The sequence below is a fragment of the Demequina globuliformis genome, assembly GCF_000975155.1.
Taxonomy (GTDB): Bacteria; Actinomycetota; Actinomycetes; order Actinomycetales; family Demequinaceae; genus Demequina; species Demequina globuliformis.
Genome location: NZ_BBRG01000002.1, coordinates 101,821 through 116,376 on the forward strand (window position 1 = coordinate 101,821; position 14,556 = coordinate 116,376).

Sequence of the window (14,556 nt, forward strand, 5' to 3'; positions counted from 1 at the left end):
TGTGACTGATCCCGCGAGCTACCGGCCTGCGCCGGGCACCATTCCTACCCAGCCGGGCGTTTACCGGTTCAAGGACCCTCACGGGCGCGTGGTGTACGTCGGCAAGGCTAAGAACCTGCGTGCACGGCTGTCGAACTACTTTCAGGACCTGGGAGCGTTGCATCCGCGGACGCGCATGATGGTGACGACGGCGGCATCGGTCGAGTGGACCGTAGTGCGCTCCGAGGCTGAGTCGCTCATCCTCGAGCACACCTGGATCAAGCAGTACGACCCGCGCTTCAACGTCATCTTCAAGGACGACAAGTCCTATCCGTATCTCGCGGTGACGCTCAACGAGAAGTACCCGCGGATCGTCGTGATGCGCGGCGACCGCAAGAAGGGCGTGAGGTACTTTGGCCCGTACGCCAAGGTCTGGGCCGTTCGCCAAACTGTCGATACATTGCTCACGGCCATGCCGATGCGGTCCTGTGCGACGGGGGTGTTCAACAAAGCTCAGCGACAGGGACGCCCGTGCCTGCTGGGATACATCGACAAGTGCGCCGCCCCATGTGTGGGAAAGATCAGTGTCGACGACCATCGCGAACTTGCCGAGCGGGTGTGCGACGTCCTGGGCGGCGACGCGAAGACCATGATGCGCGACCTCACGCGCACCATGTCAGACGCCGCTGAGCGCGAGGACTTCGAGTCGGCGGCTCGGGCTCGGGACCGCATCCGCGCGTTGAATGCTGTGCTCGATCGCAACGCGGTCGTGCTCGACGCGGGTGTGGACGTCGACATCTTTAGCTTGGCTGACGAGGAGATGGAGGCCGCCGCCCATGTGTTCTATGTGCGCGACGGGCGCATCACCGGCGAGCGCGGATGGGTGGTCGACAAGCCCGAGCCGCTCGACACGGCCTCCATGGTGCTCCAACTCGTACAGGAGGCGTACGGCGCCGCCGATGCCGACGACGTCCCGCCCGAGGTGCTGGTGCCCGTGGTCCCCGCCGCGGCCGACGCACTGCGTGACGTCCTGACGGGGGTGCGTGGCGGCAAGGTGAGTATCCGTGTGGCCCAGCGCGGGAAGAAGGCGGAGCTGGCAGAGACGGGCCACCGCAACGCTGAGCAGGTGCTGGGGCAGCACCGCCTTAAACGTGCGTCTGACCTGACGACGCGGTCGGCTGCCCTGCAGGAACTTCAGGAGAACCTAGGGCTGATCCAGGCGCCGCTGCGCATTGAGTGCTACGACATCTCGCACACCTCAGGCACCAATCAGGTGGGTTCTATGGTGGTCTTCGAGGATGCCCTGCCGCGCAAGAAGGAGTACCGGCAGTTTGGTATCGCGGACGCCGTGGACGACACCGCTGCGATGGATGAGGTGCTCACGCGGCGCTTCACGCGCTTTCTCGAGGAGTCGCAACTGCCTCCTGAGGAGCGCGAGACGGCCCGCTTCGCGTACCCGCCGCAGCTCGTTGTCGTCGACGGTGGGCTCCCGCAGGTTAATGCCGCGCGCGCGGTCTTGGACAGGCTCGGCATCGTCGACGTCGAACTCGTGGGACTCGCCAAGCGCTTGGAGGAGGTCTGGCTGCCGGGGGAGGAGTTCCCCGTGATCCTGCCCCGCGGGTCCGAGGCGCTCTACCTGTTGCAGCGGGTGCGTGACGAGGCGCACCGGTTCGCCATCAAGCATCACCGCCGCAAACGTGCCAAGAACATGACTGTCTCCGATATCGACGCGCTCCCCGGCATCGGCCCAGCGCGCGCGAAGGCGCTCTTGCGCCACTTCGGGTCTCTCGCGCAGCTCAAAGAAGCCTCGCTTGACCAGATCGCGTTGGTGCCCGGCATCGGGATGGGGACGGCGCGCGTGGTGCACGACGCGTTGCACGGCGCGGGTGGCATGCTGGAGGCATGACTGAGGCTCACCCCGAGACATATCCGTCGGGGATTCCCCGTCCCCAGTTCGCGGCCTCTTCCGGCGCGGAGGTGGTCATCCTCACCGGCATGTCGGGCGCAGGCAGAACACGCGCTGCGGCGGTCCTTGCGGACCTGGGCTGGTACGTCGTCGACAATTTGCCGCCGCACATGCTGGCCGAGCTCGTCAACACCTTGGTGGTGCGGGGAAGCACCGAGAAGTTGGCGGCCGTGGTCGACGCGCGTGGTGGCCCATTCTTCAGTGACCTGGAACCCGTCGTCGAGGACCTTGAGTCGCTGGGATCGCCGGTCACGTTGGTTTTCCTGGACGCGTCCGACGCTGCGTTGGTGCGGCGCTTTGAAGAGGCCCGCCGGCCTCACCCTCTTCAGCAAGACGGCACTCTCTTGGAGGGGATTAGGCGGGAACGTGAACTCACCGCGCCGCTGAGGGACGACGCCGACGTCATTGTTGATACGTCGAGCCTCAGCGTCCACGACCTTCGTCATCTCATCACGGAGCGCTTGGCGAGTGACGTTGCGCAGATGCAGATCAACGTGTTGTCTTTCGGGTTCAAGCATGGGATTCCAGCGGATGCAGAGTTCGTTGCCGACGTCCGGTTCCTTCCCAACCCTCATTGGGATCCGGAGCTCAGGCCCCTCACAGGGCTCGATGCGCCCGTGCGCGATCACGTGCTGTCCTCGGACGGGGCGCAGGAGTTCCTCGACGGGTACGCGACGGTGCTCGACGCGGCGCTGCAGCGCTACCGGTCACACGACCGGCCGTCCGTCACGATCGGCATAGGCTGCACGGGCGGCAAGCACCGGTCAGTCGCGATCGCCGAGGCCCTTGGTCTGGGGCTGCGCGAGCGCGGCCACGAGGTCCGGGTGACGCACCGCGATAGGCCGACGGCATGAGCCCGGCAGTTGTCGCGCTGGGTGGTGGCCATGGGCTGTATAACTCATTGACCGCACTGCGGGAGCTGACCGATGACCTGACGGCGATCGTCACGGTCGCGGACGACGGCGGGTCCTCGGGCCGGTTGCGCCAAGAGATGGGCATTGTGCCTCCTGGCGATTTAAGGATGGCACTGAGCGCTCTGTGCGCGGATAGCGAGTGGGGCCGCACGTGGCGGGATGTGCTTCAGTGGCGCTTCACGACCGATGGCCCGCTCGATGGCCACGCCGTGGGCAATCTCTTGATCGCGGCGCTATGGGACCGGCACGCGGACGTGGTGAGTGGCCTGGACCTGGTGGCCTCGCTGTTGCAGGCCAAGGGTCGCGTGTTGCCGCTTGCAGACGAACCGCTCACGGTGCATGCGGAGGTGCACGGCCCGCTCGGGATCCAGCACATCACCGGACAAGCGGCGGTCGCGAGCACGGAAGGTCGCGTGGCCCGCATGACGCTCGAGCCGTCCGACCCTCACGTCCCCGCTGAGACGCTGCAGGCCATCGCCGGCGCTGACCTCGTGGTGCTGGGGCCGGGCAGTTGGCACACGAGCGTGCTGACGCACTTCGCTGTCGCGCCGGTTGCTGCGGCGCTGACCGACGCGGGGGGCCGCACGGCGCTGATATTGAACGTGGGAGATGAGGACGACGAGATGGAGGGGCAGGGCCGTGCCGACGAGGTACGTGCCCTCCGCGCGGCGGCGCCCGGCTTCACCCCTTCCGTGGTCTTGGTGGACTCGGCCGACGGTGACGATACGGACCTAGCCGACGAGTTGCGCAATTGGGGTGTGCCGATGCGCGTGGCACCGCTGTGTGCCCAAGGAGACGCACACGCTCACGAGCCCTTGGCGCTACGGCGCGCGCTCGCCCAGGTGATCGCGGAAAGAGAGCTCGGGGTCCGCGAAGAGGGTCCGTCAATGGCAGGATAAGCGCATGGCTTTGACGGCACAGGTAAAGGACGAACTCGCGCGGGTTCCAGTCGACAAGACTTCGGCGCGCAAGGCAGAAGTGGCGACCATGCTCAGGTTCGCCGGGGGACTGCACATCGTCTCCGGCCGGATTGTCATTGAGGCTGAGCTCGACACTGCCGCTGCGGCGCGTCGCCTGCGAGCATTCATCCATGAGGTCTACGGGCTGTCCAGCGAGGTCATCGTGGTGTCAGGCGGTGGCTTGCGCAAGGGCAACCGCTACGTGGTCCGTGTCGTCAAGGAAGGCGAGTCACTCGCACGCCAGACCGGCCTTTTGGATCACCGCGGACGCCCGGTGAGGGGTCTGCCTCCTCAGGTCGTGGGCGGGGCGATCGGTGACACTGTCGCTGCGTGGCGCGGGGCATTCTTGGCGCATGGGTCGCTCACGGAACCCGGCCGGTCGTCGGCACTCGAGGTCACCTCACCTGGCCCCGAAGCGGCTCTCGCCCTCGTAGGAGCTGCACGCCGGCTCGACATCTCGGCCAAGTCTCGGGAAGTGCGCGGCGTGGACCGTGTGGTGATTCGTGACGGCGAGGCGATCTCGCAGCTGTTGACGCGCCTGGGTGCCCACGACTCCGTACTGCAGTGGGAAGAAAAGCGCACCCGCCGTGAAGTCCGCGGGACCGCGAACCGCCTTGCGAACTTCGACGACGCGAACCTACGCCGGAGCGCGCAGGCCGCAGTTGCCGCAAGCGCCCGCGTGGCACGCGCCTTCGAGATCCTCGGTGACGACGTACCAGAGCACCTACGGGAGGCCGGTGGCTTGCGGCTCGAGCACCGCGACGCCTCCCTCGAGGAACTGGGAAAGATGGCAGTGCCGCCGCTGACGAAGGACGCGATTGCGGGGCGTATCCGTCGACTTCTCGCCACGGCTGACAAGCGGGCGTCTGAGTTGGGCATTCCGGACACTGAGGCCGGCATCAATCAGGAGTTGCTCGACCTAGAGTGACACTCACCAGGACTTTCGTCGTGAGGTGAAGGGCCGCAGCGGTGTAGGGTGAAGAACAGAGCCCCAGGGAAACCAGTGGGCCACACAGTGCACGTAGAGGTGCGCAAAGAATCCACACACAATCGCGCCGGCGTTGGTCGGCGCAAGCCGAGGAGAAATACTGTGACCATCAAGGTCGGAATTAACGGCTTCGGCCGCATCGGACGTAACTACTTCCGCGCGATCCTCGCCTCCGGCGCGGACATTGAGGTTGTCGGCATCAACGACCTCACGGACAACGCCACCTTGGCGCACCTCCTCAAGTACGACTCGATCCTGGGTCGTCTCGACGCCGAGGTTTCGCACACCGAAGACTCCATTACCGTGGGCGGCACCACTTTCGCCGCTTCCGCTGAGCGCGACCCCGCGAACCTCAAGTGGGCAGACCTCGGTGCTGACATCGTCATCGAGTCGACCGGCTTCTTCGTCGACGCAACCAAGGCAAAGGCTCACATCGACGCCGGCGCCAAGAAGGTCATCATCTCCGCTCCCGCGAAGAACGAAGACGCCACCTTCGTCATGGGCGTGAACCACGAGGACTACGACCCCGCGAACCACCACATCATCTCGAACGCCTCGTGCACCACGAACTGCCTCGCGCCGCTGGCCAAGGCACTGAACGAGGGCATCGGTATCGAGAAGGGTCTGATGACCACGATCCACGCTTACACCGCAGACCAGAACCTGCAGGACGCTCCCCACAAGGACCTGCGTCGTGCACGTGCAGCTGCGCTCAACATCGTTCCTACCTCGACCGGTGCTGCCAAGGCTGTCGCCTTGGTTCTGCCCGAGCTCAAGGGCAAGCTGGACGGCTACGCACTTCGCGTGCCCACCCCCACCGGCTCGGCCACTGACCTCACCTTCACCGCATCGCGCGAGACCTCCGTCGAGGAGATCAACGCAATCGTGAAGGCTGCTGCAGACGGCACCTTCCTGGAGTACACCGAGGACCCCATCGTCTCGAAGGACATCGAGACGCACCCCTCGTCCTCGATCTTCGACGCCGGCCTCACCAAGGTCATCGGCGACCAGGTCAAGGTTGTCTCCTGGTACGACAACGAGTGGGGCTACTCGAACCGCCTCGTCGACCTCACGGTCTTCGTTGGCGACAAGCTCTAAGACTCGCTAAGAGTCATCGTGGCAACGCCCGCGCACGCGCTGCGTGTGCGGGCGTTGCCATGTCACCTACGTGTGTTTGAGGAGTAATCATGAAGACCATTGACAGCCTCGGAGACCTGACCGGCAAGAAGGTGCTGGTCCGTTCCGACCTGAACGTGCCCCTGGATGGCACGACAATCACCGACGACGGCCGCGTGCGCGCCTCGGTGCCGACGATCCAGAAGCTGCTCGACGCTGGCGCAGCCGTGATCGTCACCGCTCACCTGGGACGTCCTGGTGGAGAGGCGAAGCCCGAGTTCTCGCTCGCCCCCGCCGCTGCCCGGTTGGCTGAACTGCTCGGCCGCCCCGTCACCCTCGCCGCTGACCTCGTGGGCGACTCTGCTCGTGCCACGGTCGAGGCGCTGGAGGCCGGCCAGGTCGCCATGCTGGAAAACGTCCGCTACGACAAGCGAGAGACCTCCAAGGTCGACGAGGAGCGCGCGGAGCTCGCACAGCAGCTCGCCGCCTTCGCCGACGTGTTCGTGTCCGACGGTTTTGGTGTGGTGCACCGCAAGCAGGCGTCCGTGTACGACGTCGCGCAGATTCTGCCGGCCGCCGCGGGCCTGCTCGTCCAGAATGAAGTTGAGTCGCTGTCGCGCGCGACGACTGACCCCGAGCGTCCCTACGCGGTCGTGCTCGGTGGTTCGAAGGTGTCCGACAAGTTGGGAGTGATCGGGAACCTGCTGACCAAGGCCGACCGCCTGCTCATCGGTGGCGGAATGGTGTTCACCTTCCTGAAGGCCAAGGGCTACGAGGTCGGTTCCTCCCTGCTGGAAGAGGACCAGATCGACACCGTCAAGGGGTACCTCGAAACGGCCGAGGCCAACGGCGTCGAGATCGTGCTGCCCACGGACATCGAGGTCGCAGACGCGTTCGCGGCGGACGCGGACCACAAGACCGTCGCTGCTGACGCGATTGAGGACGGCTGGATGGGCCTCGACATCGGCCCCGACTCAGGCGCACTGTTCGCATCGAAGATTGCGGACGCCAAGACCATTGTCTGGAACGGGCCCATGGGCGTGTTCGAGTTCAAGGCCTTTGAGGGTGGCACGCGTGCCGTCGCCGAGGCCATGATCGAGTCGGATGGTTTCTCCGTGGTCGGTGGAGGCGACTCGGCAGCTGCCGTGCGCCGTCTCGACTACGACGAGGCCGGCTTCAGCCACATTTCCACGGGCGGCGGCGCGTCGCTCGAACTGCTTGAGGGCAAGGTCCTACCGGGCCTGGCCGTACTGGAGGACTAGACCCATGGCACGTACCCCCCTGATCGCGGGCAACTGGAAGATGAACCTCGACCACCTCGAGGCCACCCACACCGCACAGAAGCTCGCGTGGCTGCTGCAGGACGCCAAGCACGACTTCGACGATGTCGAGGTAGCCGTCTTGGTGCCCTTCACTGACATTCGCTCGGTCCAGACCCTGATCGATGCCGACCAGCTCGCATTGCAGTACGGCGCGCAGGACATCTCCGAACACGCCTCAGGCGCGTACACCGGCGAGGTGTCGGGTGCCATGCTCGCGAAGCTGGGCTGCGACTTCGTTGCGGTGGGTCACTCCGAGCGTCGCCAGTACCACGGTGAGACCGACGAGGTTGTCGCTGCCAAGACCAAGGCGGCCTTCGACAACGGCATCATTCCCATCGTGTGTGTGGGCGAGGGCCTCGACATCCGCAAGGAAGGCACGCACGTCGAGTACACGCTCGCTCAGGTTGACGGCGCGTTGAAGGACCTGCCTGCGGACAGGGCCAAGGACGTGGTGATCGCGTACGAGCCCGTGTGGGCCATCGGTACCGGCGAAGTCGCGACGCCCGCTGACGCTCAGGAAGTGTGCGCAGCCATCCGTGGTCGCCTGGCAGAGCTGTACGACGCTGAGCTTGCCGACGGTGTGCGCGTGCTGTACGGCGGATCGGTCAAGTCGAGCTCGATCGCGCAGCTCATGGCCGAGGCGGACGTCGATGGCGGCCTGGTCGGCGGCGCAAGCCTCGACCCGGAGGAGTTCTCCAAGATCGCTCGTTTCCGCTCCCACCAGGTGGGCGCCTAACCGACACGTCTCCAGGGGCGGGCATCAGGTGCGCGGAAGTCGCGTATCCTGGTGTCCGTCCCTGAGCGTTTGAGGAGAACTGTGGAGATTCTAGAGACTGCTCTGTGGGTGCTACTCGTGCTCACCAGTTTTGTGATCATCGGCCTGGTGCTGATCCACCGCGGCCGCGGTGGCGGTATCACCGACATGTTCGGCGGTGGCTTCGCTTCCGGCGTTCAGTCGTCCGCCGTCGGTGAGCGCAACCTCACGCGCATCACGTGGATCGTTGGCACCGTGTGGCTGATGACCATCGTGTTGCTGGGACTCATTTCACGTTTCCAGATTTAGTAGCTGTCGGAGGGGATCATGGCAGGCGGTAATGCCATTCGAGGATCACGCGTAGGTGCGGGTCCGCTGGGTGAGGCTGAGCGTGGCGAATCTGCGCCGCGTCAATTGGTGCAGTACTACTGCGCCCGGGGTCACGTGACTCCGACGCAGTTCGCGTTGGGCGACGAGAACGACGCGCCTGAGATCCCCGTCGAATGGGACTGTCCCAAGTGCGGTTTGCCAGCGGGCCTCGACGCCGAGAACCCGCCTGAGCCACTGCGCAACGAGCCCTACAAGACGCACCTCGCCTACGTGAAGGAGCGCCGCTCCGAGGAGGAAGGCGAGGAGCTGCTCAAGGAAGCGCTCAGTACCTTGCGTGAGCGACGTGGCAGCGTTCCCGCAGGGGACTAAACACTCGTGACGAAGGCCCGGGCGGCGCACCATGCGCCGGCCGGGCCTTCGTGTCTCCGGACCCTGGTAATGCAGGCCGATGTCGCAATGACCCGGGTAGCCCGGGTGTCCGCTGGGTGAGGGCAGAGCCGTCTGAGAGGATGGGGACGTACCGTTCACCACCTCAGGAGGACCCGTGAAGATCGAGATCGAATACTGCGTGCCATGCGGCTACCTTGACCGCGCCATCGACGCCCAACGGACGTTGCTGTCGACCTTTGGCGGGCAAGTGGAATCCGTCGCGTTGGTGACAGGGGACAAGGGCGTGTTTCGCTTCACCGCAGATGGCGAAGAGATCTACTCCAAGCCCGCCGACTTCGACATCACGCAGATCGTGGAAAGCGTGAAGGCGCGCCTCACTGCATAGTCAATGAGCGGCGCCGGTGGCGCCGCGTGTGAACGAACGAGGGCCGGGACCCCCACAGGGGAGGTCCCGGCCCTCGTTCGTGAAACCCGTCAGATGTGGGTGGCGGCGGCCGCGTCGAGGAGCCACAACGTGCGCTCGGAACCGTCCACCGCTCCGCCAGGGACGCCTGTGCGGCGCAGGCTGTCGGCAACGGCCTCGGCTTTACCCTCGCCAGCGGCCACGACCCAAACCTCGCGCGCGCGATTGATGCTGGGAAGGCCTAGGCTGACGCGATCAGAGGGCGGCTTGGGGGAGTCGTGCACGGCATGGGTCTCCGCGTCACTGGACGTAAAGACCGGGTGGCCCGGGAACAAGGACGCAACGTGGGCATCGGGACCGAGGCCCAGAAGCAGCACGTCCCACTGAGGCGTGCCGGCAGCGGCGATATCGGCCGCGTACGCCTGCGCGGCGTCCTCGGCCGTGGCGTACTTGTCAGTTGACCCCATGCGGTGGATGTTGTCTTCAGGCAACGGGACGCTGTGGAGGAGCGCCTCTTGCGCTTGGCCCTCGTTGCGATCGGCGTGACCCGCGGCGACAAAGCGCTCGTCGCCCCACCACACGTGGACCGAGGTCCAATCAACGGTGCGCACCAGGGGAGACGCAGCGGCAGCCGCGAGAGTCGCGATGCCGACCGTGCCTCCGGTGAGCACGATGTCCGCGCGGCCTCGCACGGCAAGGGCGTCGGAGATGCTGAGCAGGAGCCGCGCCGCAGTCGACTCAGCGACGGCGTCAGCGTCTGCATAGACCCTCACCTGGCGCATTAGCGGCCTCCCGCGAACTGCTTGAGGGTCTCACCGTAGACAGCGTCGTCGTCCAGACGCCGCAACTCCTCGGCGAGGCAGTCGCCCAGCGACCGCGGGGGGAGGGCGATCGTGTGATCCGGCTGACCAGGCTGGCCGAGGACCGCGTTGGTCTCGTCCGAGCGCGCGATGCTGATCTCGCCGTTGGCGGTCTCCAACACGATGGACTGCAGACCTCGCACGTTCTCGGCGTATGACGCCTCGAACTCGCACCCCAGCGCACGTGTCAACCACGCACCCAGAAGCAAGATGGAGGGACTGCCGGAGTCGCCGTGGAGCCGCGCCTTCGTCACCTGCTGGTCCTCGACCTGTTCGAGTGCCGAGGCCAGCAGGGCGCGCCAGCGCGTGACGCGCGTCCACGCCAGGTCGGTGTCGCCGGGTTGGTACGACGCCGCGAGGGAACGGAGGGTGCCGGCGGGGTCGGCAGCGTCTTTGGTGTCGGTAATGCGGCGCGATGCCATGCGACCGATTCCAGTGCCTGCCGCATCCTGCGGAACCTGTCCTGGCCACCAGGCCACGATCGGGACATCCGGCAACAGCAAAGGCATGACGAGGGTGTCGCCGTGCTCTACCTGGGGGAGCGATGGGCGCAGCACCACGACTTCCGACGCGCCCGCGTCGCCACCGATGCGGATCTCCGCATGAAGGGCATCGTCATCGCCCTCGTGTGCGGAGATCACGATGATGCGACACGGGTGCTCGCGCGACGCCACGTTCGCGATGTCGATGACCTCCTCGACGTCAGTGCCCGTGGCATCGATGACGAGAGTCATCACTCGGCCAAGGGTGATGACGCCAAAGTCCTTGCGGGCCTTGACCATCCGCTTGCTAATTTCCGAGACGGTCGTATGGGGAAGGTCAATGATCATGGGCGCCTCCAGCTGCGTCCGTCCTTAGCCATCATCGCGTCGGCTGACGCCGGGCCCCACGTTCCAGAGCGGTAGGGCTCGGGCTTGCCTTCACGCGCCCAGTGCTCTGTCACGGGGTCGAGTAGCTTCCACGACAGCGCGACCTCTTCGTGACGGGGGAACAGGGGCGGATCGCCCAGGAGGACGTCGAGGATGAGCCTCTCGTAGGCCTCCGGCGAGGACTCGGTGAAGGCGTTGCCGTACCCAAAGTCCATGGTGACGTCGCGCACCTCCATTTGCGATCCGGGCACCTTGGACCCGAAACGCAGCGTGACGCCCTCGTCGGGCTGAACGCGAATGACAAGCGCGTTGTTGCCTGCCTCAGCGCCTTCGACCTCTTGGAAGTACGGCGACGGAGCCTTCTTGAATACCAGGGCGATCTCCGTCACGCGGCGGCCCAGCCGCTTGCCTGCGCGCAGGTAGAACGGTGCGCCAGCCCATCGGCGGTTGGGCACGTCGAGGCGGATCGCAGCGTACGTTTCCGTCGTGGAATCCTCGGGGATGCCGTCCTCGTCAAAGTAGCCCCCGACCTGCTCGCCGCCGCGCCAGCCCGCTGCGTACTGCCCGCGAGCCGTGTTCGCACTCAGGTCTGCCGGCACCTTGGCCGCGCGCAGCACCTTTTCCTTCTCCTCACGAAGGTCGTTGGCGTCGAACGTCGCCGGCTCTTCCATGGCGGTGAGAGCGAACAACTGGAGCAAGTGATTCTGGATCACATCGCGCGCCTGCCCAATGCCGTCGTAATAACCGGCACGGGAACCGATGCCGATGTCTTCCGCCATGGTGATCTGCACGTGGTCGACGTACTGCGAGTTCCAGATGGGCTCGAACAACTGGTTCGCGAAGCGCAACGCCAACAGGTTCTGCACCGTCTCCTTGCCCAGGTAGTGGTCGATGCGGAAGACCGAGTCCGGGGGGAAGACCTCGGACACCACAGCGTCGAGCTCGTTCGCGGTCGTGAGGTCGTGGCCGAAGGGCTTCTCGATCACCACGCGACGCCATGCGTCACCCTGTGAGTCCGACAAACCCGACTCGCGTAGCTGGGTCAGGACCTGGGGGAAGGCCGACGGCGGAATGGAGAGGTAGAACGCGTGATTGCCGCCGGTCCCACGCTTCGCATCCAGCTCTTCGACGGTGGCCTTGAGGCGCTGGAACGCGTCGGGGTCGTCGAAGGTGCCCTGGACAAACCGAATCCCCTCGGACAGCTGTCGCCAGGTCTCATCGCGGAAAGGCGTGCGAGCGTGCTTCTTGACGGACTCGTAGACGACTTCCTCGAAGTCCTGCCGGTCCCACTCGCGGCGGGCGAACCCGGTGAGTGCAAAGGCAGGGGGGAGGAGGCCGCGGTTGGCGAGGTCGTACACGGCCGGCATCAACTTCTTGCGCGCAAGGTCTCCGGTGACACCGAACATCACGAGTCCGCAGGAGCCCGCGATGCGTGGGAGCCGTCGGTCGCGCGGATCGCGCAGCGGATTGGCCATTTCAGCGACCCCCCAGGTCCGGGCGTGAAGCGCCCGGGATCACCGGGCGGCCTCGACGGACTCGCGGGCCTTCGCCGCGACATTCTCCGCGGTGAAGCCGTACTCGGCGAACAGCAGGTCGGCATCTGCCGACGCACCGTAGTGTTCGATCGACACAATGCGTCCCGCATCGCCTGCGATGTCGTGCCACGGCTGGGCAACGCCAGCCTCGACGACCACGCGAGCCTTGACCGCGGCGGGAATGACGGCGTCGCGGTACTCAGCGTCCTGCTGATCGAACCACTCGCGGCACGGCATCGAGACCACGCGCGCCTGGATTCCTTCGGCAGCGAGCAGCTCCCGCGCGCCCAGCGCGTGCTGGACCTCGGAGCCCGTGCCCACGAGCACCACGTCAGGCGTGCCGTCGGTGTCAGCGAGGACGTATGCGCCGCGCAGCACGCCCTCAGCGGAGGCGACCTCGTTGCGGTCGAACGTGGGGACACCCTGGCGGGTCAGAACGATGCCAGCGGGGCGGTCAGTGCGCTCAAGAATTCCGCGCCATGCCCATGCGGTCTCGTTTGCGTCGGCGGGGCGGACCACATCGAGGCCGGGGATAGCGCGCAGTGCCGCGAGGTGCTCGATCGGCTGGTGAGTGGGACCGTCCTCGCCCAGCCCAATGGAGTCGTGCGTCCAGACAAAGGTGCTGGGGATACCCATCAACGCGGCCAGGCGCACGGCAGGGCGCATGTAGTCGGAGAACTGCAGGAAGGTGCCACCGTATGGACGGGTCTGACCGTGCAGCGTGATGCCGTTGAGGATGGCGCCCATGGCGTGTTCACGGATACCGAAGTGCAGGGTGCGGCCGTAGATGTTGCCCGCGAACTTTTCCGTGGAGCGACGTTCGGGGAGGAAGGAAGGCTCGCCGCTCATGGTGGTGTTGTTCGAGCCAGCAAGGTCAGCGGACCCGCCCCACAGTTCGGGCAGCGTCGCTGCGAGCGCACTGAGCACCTCACCGGAAGCGGCACGCGTGGCCAGCGACTTTCCGGACTCGAAGATCGGCAGCGAGGACTCCCAGCCCTCGGGCAACTGGCGCTCACGCAGACGCGCGAGCAAAGCAGCGCGCTCAGGGTTCTCTGCCTCCCACCGCGCCAACTCGGCGTTCCAGTCGGAGTGTGCCTGCTGGCCGCGCGTGCGGGCCTGGAGGGCGTGCTCGCGTACGGCTGGGTCCACCTCGAAGGTCTGCTCGGGGTCAAAGCCAAGAGCCTCCTTTAGCCCCTTGACCTCGTCCGTTCCCAGCTTGGACCCGTGGATCCCGCCGGTGTCTTGCTTGGTAGGCGAGGGCCAGCCGATGATCGTCGACAGGGCAATGAAGGAGGGCTTGGAGGTCTCAGCCTTGGCGGCGTCGATTGCCGCGGCCAGCGCCTCGACGTCCTCGACGTACTCGTGGCCATCGCGCTTCCAAGCGACGTGGTGCGTGTCCCACCCGTATGCGGCGTAGCGCGCAATGACGTCCTCGGTGAAGGCGACGTCGGTGTCGTCCTCAATGGAGATGTTGTTGTCATCCCAAATGACGATCAGATTGCCCAGCTCCTGAGTGCCGGCCAGCGAGGAGGCCTCGGAGGAGACGCCTTCCTGCAGGTCGCCATCGGAGGCAATGACGTAGACGTGGTGGTCAAACGGGCTCGTGCCCGGTGCGGCCTCGGGGTCGAACAGGCCGCGCTCACGGCGGGCAGCCATCGCCATGCCCACCGCGGTCGCCACACCCTGGCCGAGCGGGCCGGTGGTGGTCTCGACACCGTCCGTGTGCCCGTACTCGGGGTGGCCGGGGGTGCGGGAGTTGAAGGTGCGAAGCGACTTAATGTCGTCGAGGTCAAGGTCGTAGCCAGCGGCGAACAACTGGAGGTACAGAGTCAGCGACGAGTGGCCAGCGGAAAGGACAAAGCGGTCGCGTCCAAGCCAGGACGAGTCCGACGGGTCATGCCGCATCACGTTCTGGAACAGCAGGTATGCGGCGGGCGCGAGCGAGATGGCCGTACCTGGGTGGCCGTTGCCCACCTTCTCTACGGCGTCGGCGGCGAGCACGCGGAGGGTGTCGACAGCACGGTGGTCAGCGTCGGTCCAGTTGACGGTCACAGATTTCTCCCCAGAATGTAGCGGTGATGTCCAGGTCAGCCTACCGGCACTGGCTTTGGGGGCGACACGCCTGCGTGCGTATTCACGGAGAGCAATGTGAACGTGTGAGATTGCGGAAA

At 65.9% G+C, this 14,556-nt stretch carries 14 protein-coding genes; 10 read left to right on the forward strand and 4 right to left on the reverse strand.

Annotated elements, in window-relative coordinates; all coding sequences use genetic code 11:
- Nucleotide 1 precedes the first annotated feature (1 nt).
- The 10 genes from uvrC to AOP75_RS09055 all read left to right on the forward strand — a co-directional run bounded on the left by uvrC (nucleotide 2) and on the right by AOP75_RS09055 (nucleotide 9,103).
- Complete coding sequence (uvrC, locus tag AOP75_RS09010; protein WP_062078719.1) at nucleotides 2-1,885, forward strand: excinuclease ABC subunit UvrC; 1,884 nt, start codon at nucleotides 2-4, stop codon at nucleotides 1,883-1,885.
- The gene (gene rapZ, locus AOP75_RS09015) at nucleotides 1,882-2,799 is read left to right on the forward strand and encodes an RNase adapter RapZ (protein ID WP_062078721.1); all 918 of its coding nucleotides are present in this window, start codon (nucleotides 1,882-1,884) and stop codon (nucleotides 2,797-2,799) included. Before uvrC ends, rapZ begins: the two co-directional genes overlap by 4 nt.
- Nucleotides 2,796-3,758, forward strand: a complete 963-nt coding sequence (locus tag AOP75_RS09020) for a gluconeogenesis factor YvcK family protein (RefSeq protein ID WP_062078723.1) — start codon at nucleotides 2,796-2,798, stop codon at nucleotides 3,756-3,758. The genes rapZ and AOP75_RS09020 overlap by 4 nt, the downstream gene beginning before the upstream one ends.
- 4 nt (nucleotides 3,759-3,762) lie before the next feature.
- Entirely contained in the window at nucleotides 3,763-4,746 is a 984-nt protein-coding gene (gene whiA / locus AOP75_RS09025) for a DNA-binding protein WhiA (protein WP_062078725.1), read from the forward strand.
- A gap of 162 nt (nucleotides 4,747-4,908) precedes the next feature.
- Complete coding sequence (gap, locus tag AOP75_RS09030; protein WP_062078727.1) at nucleotides 4,909-5,904, forward strand: type I glyceraldehyde-3-phosphate dehydrogenase; 996 nt, start codon at nucleotides 4,909-4,911, stop codon at nucleotides 5,902-5,904.
- A gap of 89 nt (nucleotides 5,905-5,993) precedes the next feature.
- On the forward strand, nucleotides 5,994-7,184 hold the full coding sequence (locus AOP75_RS09035; RefSeq protein ID WP_062078729.1) for a phosphoglycerate kinase: 1,191 nt from the start codon (nucleotides 5,994-5,996) through the stop codon (nucleotides 7,182-7,184).
- A gap of 4 nt (nucleotides 7,185-7,188) precedes the next feature.
- Nucleotides 7,189-7,980: a triose-phosphate isomerase gene (gene tpiA, locus AOP75_RS09040; protein WP_062078731.1), complete on the forward strand. Its 792-nt coding sequence runs from the start codon at nucleotides 7,189-7,191 to the stop codon at nucleotides 7,978-7,980.
- Nucleotides 7,981-8,061: 81 nt separating this feature from the next.
- Entirely contained in the window at nucleotides 8,062-8,307 is a 246-nt protein-coding gene (gene secG, locus AOP75_RS09045) for a preprotein translocase subunit SecG (protein ID WP_062078733.1), read from the forward strand.
- An 18-nt stretch (nucleotides 8,308-8,325) separates the two neighbouring features.
- Entirely contained in the window at nucleotides 8,326-8,697 is a 372-nt protein-coding gene (locus AOP75_RS09050) for an RNA polymerase-binding protein RbpA (protein WP_062078734.1), read from the forward strand.
- Between the two features lie 175 nt (nucleotides 8,698-8,872).
- Nucleotides 8,873-9,103 (forward strand): SelT/SelW/SelH family protein, encoded by a 231-nt coding sequence (locus AOP75_RS09055; RefSeq protein WP_062078736.1) that lies wholly within the window; start codon nucleotides 8,873-8,875, stop codon nucleotides 9,101-9,103.
- 89 nt (nucleotides 9,104-9,192) lie between these two features.
- On the opposite strand, the gene pgl is transcribed toward AOP75_RS09055, so the two are convergent.
- From pgl to tkt, 4 genes are read right to left on the reverse strand one after another with little or no spacing between them, the layout of a single operon-like run.
- Nucleotides 9,193-9,903, reverse strand: a complete 711-nt coding sequence (gene pgl / locus AOP75_RS09060) for a 6-phosphogluconolactonase (RefSeq protein WP_062078738.1) — start codon at nucleotides 9,901-9,903, stop codon at nucleotides 9,193-9,195.
- Nucleotides 9,903-10,811, reverse strand: coding sequence for a glucose-6-phosphate dehydrogenase assembly protein OpcA (locus AOP75_RS09065; RefSeq protein ID WP_062078740.1), 909 nt, complete (start codon nucleotides 10,809-10,811; stop codon nucleotides 9,903-9,905). The genes pgl and AOP75_RS09065 overlap by 1 nt, the downstream gene beginning before the upstream one ends.
- Nucleotides 10,808-12,325, reverse strand: coding sequence for a glucose-6-phosphate dehydrogenase (zwf, locus tag AOP75_RS09070; protein WP_062078742.1), 1,518 nt, complete (start codon nucleotides 12,323-12,325; stop codon nucleotides 10,808-10,810). Before zwf ends, AOP75_RS09065 begins: the two co-directional genes overlap by 4 nt.
- Nucleotides 12,326-12,364: 39 nt before the next feature.
- Nucleotides 12,365-14,437, reverse strand: coding sequence for a transketolase (gene tkt / locus AOP75_RS09075; protein WP_236683134.1), 2,073 nt, complete (start codon nucleotides 14,435-14,437; stop codon nucleotides 12,365-12,367).
- Nucleotides 14,438-14,556: the final 119 nt, after the last annotated feature.

Coding starts and splice junctions, on each gene's coding strand:
- rapZ (WP_062078721.1), top strand. CDS start 1,882: ATGACTGAGGCTCACCCCGAGACATATCCGTCGGGGATTCCCCGTCCC.
- AOP75_RS09020 (WP_062078723.1), top strand. CDS start 2,796: ATGAGCCCGGCAGTTGTCGCGCTGGGTGGTGGCCATGGGCTGTATAAC.
- whiA (WP_062078725.1), top strand. CDS start 3,763: ATGGCTTTGACGGCACAGGTAAAGGACGAACTCGCGCGGGTTCCAGTC.
- AOP75_RS09035 (WP_062078729.1), top strand. CDS start 5,994: ATGAAGACCATTGACAGCCTCGGAGACCTGACCGGCAAGAAGGTGCTG.
- tpiA (WP_062078731.1), top strand. CDS start 7,189: ATGGCACGTACCCCCCTGATCGCGGGCAACTGGAAGATGAACCTCGAC.
- AOP75_RS09050 (WP_062078734.1), top strand. CDS start 8,326: ATGGCAGGCGGTAATGCCATTCGAGGATCACGCGTAGGTGCGGGTCCG.
- pgl (WP_062078738.1), bottom strand. CDS start 9,903: ATGCGCCAGGTGAGGGTCTATGCAGACGCTGACGCCGTCGCTGAGTCG.
- AOP75_RS09065 (WP_062078740.1), bottom strand. CDS start 10,811: ATGATCATTGACCTTCCCCATACGACCGTCTCGGAAATTAGCAAGCGG.
- zwf (WP_062078742.1), bottom strand. CDS start 12,325: ATGGCCAATCCGCTGCGCGATCCGCGCGACCGACGGCTCCCACGCATC.